We start from the raw sequence: 5,967 nt of genomic DNA, 5'->3' as shown, positions 1-5,967 counted from the left end.
GTCCTGATTGTGGTAGTCATTATGTTAAGCCTTTTGGAACTGGAACTCAGAAAATAGAAGAAGAAATTAAAAGTATATTTGAAAACGTAAAAGTTTTAAGGATGGATAAAGATACTACATCTAAAAAAGGAAGCCATGACAGAATACTTTCAGCTTTTGCCAATCACGAAGCAGATATACTAGTGGGAACCCAGATGATTGTTAAGGGGCATGATTTCCCTAACGTAACCTTAGTGGGAGTTTTAGCAGCAGATATGTCTTTATATGCATCTGATTACAGGGCAGCAGAGAGAACCTTCCAGCTTTTATGTCAGGCGGCAGGAAGAGCCGGAAGAGGAGTAAGCTTAGGAGATGTGGTTATTCAGACATATTCCCCGGATAATTATAGTATAAAAGCTGCAAGTCATCAGGACTATGAGGAGTTTTATCAGGAGGAAATAGCCTACCGCAAGCTTATGTCATATCCTCCGGTGGCAAATATGATTTCCGTATTTTTACAGGGAAAAGACCAAAAGGAATTAAACATTGCCACGGAATATATTACTGAAATCATAAAGAAGAAAAGAGATGAACATTATAATAAGCTTATGATTATAGGCCCGGCAAAACCACCGGTTTCAAAGGTTAATGATGTTCATAGAAGAATAATATATTTAAAGGGAATAACAAGAAAAGAATTAATAGATTTAAAAGATAGTTTAGAAGATGTAATAAACTGTTCACAAAATTTCAAAAATGTTAATGTACAATTTGATTTTAAAGTATAAATTGACAATTTATTTAAGGAGAAGAAAATGGCAATACGAAATATAAGAGAATTAGGAGAACCATGTCTTAGAAAGGTATGCAAGCCGGTTAAGGAAATGAATTCCCGTACTAAGATATTAATTGAAGATATGTTTGATACCATGTATGAGGCAAATGGTGTAGGCTTAGCGGCACCACAGGTGGGAATTTTAAAGAGAATATTTGTTGTGGACTGTGGAGATGAGGAGGGAAACAGCATTCCATATGTTTTTATTAATCCTGAAATAATAGACAGAGATGGCATTCAGGCAGGATATGAAGGATGCTTGAGCGTTCCTGGAAAATCAGGAATGGTTACAAGAGCTAATAATGTAAAGGTAAAAGCCTTAGACGAAAACATGGAAGAATTTGAATTAGAGGCAGAAGGATTGTTAGCCAGATGCATACTTCATGAAAATGATCACTTAGATGGAGTTATGTATGTAGATAAGGTGGAAGGAAAATTATACGACAACGAAGAGTTGTACGAAAATAATGAAGAATAGTCAGGGGGTGAATACATGAAAGTAGTATTTATGGGAACACCGGATTTTTCCGTACCTGCATTAAAGGCTATAGCCGGTAAGCATGATGTAACGGCAGTTGTTACCCAGCAGGACAGACCAAAGGGAAGAGGTCACAAAATGCAGTTTACTCCTGTAAAGGAAACGGCAGTGGAGCTTAATATTCCGGTATATCAGCCACAAAAGGTAAAAGATAAGGAGTTTGTGGAAATTTTAAGAAATCTAAAGCCTGATGTAATTGTGGTAATTGCGTTTGGACAGATTTTGTCGAAAGAAATTCTCGATTTGCCAAAATACGGATGCGTTAATGTGCATGCATCGCTTTTACCTAAGTACCGTGGAGCTGCACCTATACAGTGGGCAGTTATTGATGGTGAAGAGTATTCAGGAGTTACCACAATGTATATGGCAGAAGGTCTTGATACAGGTGACATTATAGATACAAGTGTAGTTAAATTAAGAGATGACGAAACAGGAGGGAGCCTGTTTGATGCCTTGTCTCAAGAAGGGGCAAAGCTTATAATAGAAACTCTTGACAAGTTAGAACAAGGCACAGCAGAAAGAACTAAGCAGGATGATTCCTTATCCACCTATGCGGGAAAAATAACAAAAGAACTGGGAAATATTGATTTTTCAAAGCCTGCAGTGGAAATTGAACGTTTAATAAGAGGATTAAATCCATGGCCAAGTGCGTATACAACCCTTAATGGAAAAACTCTTAAAATCTGGAAGGCAAAGGTAGAGGAAGGTTCTACAGATAAAGCTCCGGGAGAAATAATGGAAGTTTCAAAAAGGGGCATTAAGGTGGCAACAGGAGAAAATTTTCTGATTTTACAGGAAATACAGCTGGAAGGAAAGAAGAGAATGGAAGTTTCTGCATTTTTAAACGGATATGAAATAAATGCACACCATTTGGGAGATTAATATACTAGGAGGTGTTTTTATGCTATATGGATTTTATTTTGACCCAACATATATTTTGATTATTATAGGTATGGTGATTTGCATGGCAGCTTCAGCACATGTAAACTCAACCTTTAAAAAGTATTCAAGATACAGAAGTAATTCAGGACTTACGGGGGCACAGGCAGCAGCTAAAATATTGGAATCTCAGGGAATATATGATGTACAGATAAGACATGTTTCAGGGGATTTAACAGATAACTATAATCCTTCAAATAAGGTACTTAGTCTGTCAGATGCTACTTATAACAGCACCAGTGTGGCAGCCATAGGTGTTGCAGCTCATGAATGTGGTCATGCAATGCAGCATCAGAAGGGATATACACCTATTGCAGTGAGAAATGCATTGGTTCCTTTTGCGAACTGGGGAGCAAGATTGTCCTGGGTACTTATAATTGCAGGATTAATATTCTTTGGACAGGGAACAGGACAGACAATAATAAATATCGGTATTTTTGCCTTTTCATTGGCAGTAATATTTCAGATAGTAACTCTTCCTGTAGAGTTTAATGCATCAGGAAGAGCCATAAAAGTATTAGAAAGTACAGGCATATTTGGAAGTCAGGAGCTTAAATATACAAGGAAAGTATTAGGTGCGGCAGCCCTTACTTATGTGGCAGCGGCAGCATCATCAATTTTACAGCTCTTAAGACTTATAATACTGTTTGGAGGAAGAAGAGATGACTAAAAATGTCTCATGTAATGTTAATTCAAGAAATGTGGTATTAACAATGCTTGAAAAAACTGAAAATGGTGAAAAAAGTCATATAGTGCTTAAAAATACACTAGACGGGTATCAGGATATTGATAAACAGACAAGAGCATTTATTACCAGATTATTTCAGGGAACATTAGAGAGACAAATTGAACTTGATTATATTATAAACATTTATTCAAAAACACCTGTTAAAAAAATGAAGCCAGTTATAAGAAACATACTTAGACTTTCTGTTTATCAGTTAAAGTATATGAAATCAGTTCCGGTTTCGGCAGTGTGTAATGAAGCGGTAAAGTTAGCGGCAAAAAGAAAATTCTCGGGACTTAAGGGCTTTGTAAACGGAGTTCTTAGAAATATTGCAAGAAATATAGAGGATATTAAATATCCTGTTAATGAGGAAAAAAAACTTTCAGTGAATTATTCCATGCCGGAATGGATAATTAAATTATGGACACAGGAATATGGCATTAATAAAACAAAGGAAATGCTTACCTCCATATATTCTGACAGAAGAACCACAGTAAGGGTAAACACCGGCAGGGCTACAGTGGAAGAAGTAATAAGCATCTTAGAAAACAGTGGTGTTAAGGTGGAAAAAAGCCCGCTATATGACAAGGCATTATTAATTTGGGATTACGATAATTTAAACAGCTTAGAGGCTTTTTTAAAGGGAATGATTACAGTTCAGGATTTAAGCTCCATGATGGCGGGACTTAGTGCCAATCCTAAAAAAGGTGATTACATTATAGATGTATGCGCAGCTCCCGGTGGAAAAACCATGCATATGGCTGATATTATGGGGCAGACAGGAATGGTTGACTCAAGGGATTTAACACCATATAAAATCAGCCTGATAAATGAAAATATATCACGGATGGGTTATAAAAATATTAAAACAACCGTGATGGATGCAACAGTCTTAGATGAAAAATCCATAGAAGCTGCTGATGTGGTAATGGCGGATTTGCCCTGCTCAGGTCTTGGAGTTATGGGAAAGAAAAATGACATAAAATATAATGTGTCATTAGCACAAATAAAGGAACTTGTTAAATTACAGAGACAGATTTTGCAGGTGTCATGTAAATATTTAAAAAAAGGCGGGACACTGGTTTTTTCGACCTGTACCGTTAATAAATATGAAAATGATGAAAATGTAAGGTGGATAACGGAAAATCTCCCCCTTACCCCGGTTTCTCTTGCAGGCATTTTACCAAAGCAACTGGGCGGAGATAAGGGTTATGTACAAATTTATCCGGGAGAATATGGTATGGATGGTTTTTTCGTATCAGCATTTAAGAAAATATGAGTGAATTAAAAGATATTAAGTCATATAATTTAAAAGAATTAAAAGAAGAATTAACGAAAATGGGTGAAAAGCCCTTTCGGGCAGGTCAGATATACAGATGGCTTCACGTGGAAACCGTAAGAAGCTTTGATGAAATGACTAATATTTCCAAAAGCTTAAGGGAGAAGTTAAGCAGGGAATATGAAATAAGAAATGTAAATCAGATACAGGTTTTAGTTTCAAAAATTGACGGCACAAGAAAATACATATCAGAAATAAAAGGCGGTTCTGTTATTGAAAGTGTTCTGATGCGTTATCATCACGGCAATTCAGTATGTATATCTACCCAGTCAGGATGCCGTATGGGATGTAAGTTTTGTGCTTCAACCCTTAAGGGATTAGACAGAAACCTGACTCCGTCAGAGATGCTTGATGAAATTTATTCCATTGAAAGAGACATAAATGAAAAGGTATCTAACATTGTTTTAATGGGCAGTGGTGAGCCTTTGGATAATTTTGATAATGTAACAAAATTTATTGAAATGATTACAGACGAAAACGGAAAGAATTTAAGTCAGAGAAACATAACTCTTTCAACTTGTGGAATAGTGCCTAACATAAAACGTTTGGCAGATATGCATCCGCAGATTACATTGGCACTTTCCCTTCATGCATCAGATGATGAAACAAGAAAGAAGTTAATGCCTATAGCATACAAATATTCAATAAATGAAATTTTAGATGCCTGCGTTTATTATTTTAACAAAACTAAAAGAAGAATTACTTTTGAGTATAGTTTAGTTGCAGGAGTAAATGACAATACGGAGGAAGCCCTTAAACTGGTAGGTCTTGTTAAGGGAATAAACTGCCACGTTAATCTTATTCCTGTAAATCCCATTAAAGAAAGGAAAATGACCCAACCGGATAAAGCTGCGGTACAACATTTTAAATCAATACTTGAAAAAAATAAGATAAATGTTACTATAAGAAGAGAAATGGGCAGAGACATTAACGGAGCGTGCGGACAGCTTAGAAATGAGGTTATGTCCGGAAAAATATTAAAGGATTAGAAGGGAGGAAAATCATTGGCAGATATTAAAATTAATGCATTTGGAAAAACTGATGTAGGTTTAATGAGAACTATTAATCAGGATAGTATTTTTGTATCTACACAACCAATAGGAAAGCTCCCTAACCTTTTTATTGTTGCAGATGGTATGGGGGGGCATAAGGCAGGAGACGTGGCTTCAAGGGAAGCCATTGAAAGATTTGTAAAATATGCCTGCACTACCCATATGTCAGATCCTGCCAACATATTAGATGCGGGAATTATTTCAGTAAATAAAGATATATTTGATATGGCAAATTCCAACAGAGATTACAGTGGTATGGGAACCACCTTTGTTGCAGCCTCATTAGTTGAGAATCATGTTTATATTGCAAATGTTGGAGACAGCAGGCTCTATTTGATAGGAAGAGACATAAGGCAGATTACAAGAGACCATTCACTGGTGGAAGATATGGTTAGAATGGGTGTTTTAGAAAGAGAAGAAGCAAGAACTCATTACAAGAAAAATGTTATTACCAAAGCTATAGGAGTGGCAGATGACAAAACATCCACTCCGGACATTTTTGAAATAGAAGTGGAAAATGGTGACAAGTTGCTTTTATGTTCAGACGGACTTACAAAT

Annotated in this window: 7 protein-coding genes; all 7 read left to right on the top strand. The window is 36.2% G+C overall.

What is annotated here, in order from left to right:
- Nucleotides 1-767 (top strand): primosomal protein N' (gene priA / locus Q5O73_RS09745; RefSeq protein ID WP_302669584.1); only part of this gene is annotated, 767 nt, incomplete at its 5' end.
- 27 nt (nucleotides 768-794) lie between these two features.
- Complete coding sequence (def, locus tag Q5O73_RS09740; protein ID WP_302669583.1) at nucleotides 795-1,292, top strand: peptide deformylase; 498 nt, start codon at nucleotides 795-797, stop codon at nucleotides 1,290-1,292.
- A gap of 15 nt (nucleotides 1,293-1,307) precedes the next feature.
- Nucleotides 1,308-2,234, top strand: a complete 927-nt coding sequence (gene fmt, locus Q5O73_RS09735) for a methionyl-tRNA formyltransferase (protein WP_021953330.1) — start codon at nucleotides 1,308-1,310, stop codon at nucleotides 2,232-2,234.
- Nucleotides 2,235-2,253: 19 nt separating this feature from the next.
- Nucleotides 2,254-2,961, top strand: coding sequence for a zinc metallopeptidase (locus Q5O73_RS09730; protein ID WP_302624488.1), 708 nt, complete (start codon nucleotides 2,254-2,256; stop codon nucleotides 2,959-2,961).
- Nucleotides 2,954-4,297, top strand: a complete 1,344-nt coding sequence (rsmB, locus tag Q5O73_RS09725; protein WP_302669582.1) for a 16S rRNA (cytosine(967)-C(5))-methyltransferase RsmB — start codon at nucleotides 2,954-2,956, stop codon at nucleotides 4,295-4,297. Before Q5O73_RS09730 ends, rsmB begins: the two co-directional genes overlap by 8 nt.
- Entirely contained in the window at nucleotides 4,294-5,346 is a 1,053-nt protein-coding gene (rlmN, locus tag Q5O73_RS09720; protein ID WP_186839948.1) for a 23S rRNA (adenine(2503)-C(2))-methyltransferase RlmN, read from the top strand. The genes rsmB and rlmN overlap by 4 nt, the downstream gene beginning before the upstream one ends.
- Before the next feature lie 15 nt (nucleotides 5,347-5,361).
- On the top strand, nucleotides 5,362-5,967 hold a 606-nt coding region (locus tag Q5O73_RS09715; RefSeq protein WP_302669581.1), incomplete at its 3' end, for a Stp1/IreP family PP2C-type Ser/Thr phosphatase.

This window comes from Eubacterium sp. AF15-50, assembly GCF_934835595.1.
GTDB classification, from domain to species: domain Bacteria; phylum Bacillota; class Clostridia; order Lachnospirales; family Lachnospiraceae; genus Eubacterium_G; species Eubacterium_G segne.
The sequence above is the reverse complement of the archived record's forward strand: the minus strand, read 5'-3'. Positions and strand labels throughout refer to the sequence as shown.

Bases quoted from the DNA above. Each gene is read 5' to 3' on its own strand.
- rsmB (WP_302669582.1), top strand. From the start codon at position 2,954: ATGACTAAAAATGTCTCATGTAATGTTAATTCAAGAAATGTGGTATTA.
- def (WP_302669583.1), top strand. From the start codon at position 795: ATGGCAATACGAAATATAAGAGAATTAGGAGAACCATGTCTTAGAAAG.
- Q5O73_RS09730 (WP_302624488.1), top strand. From the start codon at position 2,254: ATGCTATATGGATTTTATTTTGACCCAACATATATTTTGATTATTATA.
- rlmN (WP_186839948.1), top strand. From the start codon at position 4,294: ATGAGTGAATTAAAAGATATTAAGTCATATAATTTAAAAGAATTAAAA.
- fmt (WP_021953330.1), top strand. From the start codon at position 1,308: ATGAAAGTAGTATTTATGGGAACACCGGATTTTTCCGTACCTGCATTA.